General features: G+C 51.2%; 1 protein-coding gene. It reads right to left on the bottom strand.

From position 1 onward, the window contains the following. On the bottom strand, positions 1-344 hold a 344-nt coding region (locus EYY60_RS22145; protein ID WP_208749417.1), incomplete at both ends, for a hypothetical protein.

Below are 344 nucleotides of genomic sequence, written 5' to 3'. Positions count from 1 at the left end.
CTCCTGAAATCGGGTTTGTCCCAACTACAGATCCTGTACCCCACTGGTAAGTCGCTCCAGTTCCCAGAGTCCCGCCGACTGCCGTCAATGTAGTTCCGGTTCCGCTACAGATCGTTGTAATTCCGCTTATGCTTGTCGGTGCTGTTGATGGTGCATTTACAGTAACCACTTGCGAAACGCCTCCGGTTGTTGCTGTACACGGCGAAGTAGTATTCTCTATTCTCACCCAATACGTAGTGTTACCTGTAAGGGTCGGAGTGGTATATGTGGACGAAGTGGCTCCTGAAATCGGGTTAGTACCGACTACAGATCCTGTTCCCCATTGATACCTCGCTCCTGTTCCC

This window comes from Flavobacterium zhairuonense (assembly GCF_004352915.1).
Classification (GTDB): domain Bacteria; phylum Bacteroidota; class Bacteroidia; order Flavobacteriales; family Flavobacteriaceae; genus Flavobacterium; species Flavobacterium zhairuonense.
Note: the sequence above shows the minus strand (reverse complement) of the source record. Positions and strands in the feature narration are given on the sequence as shown.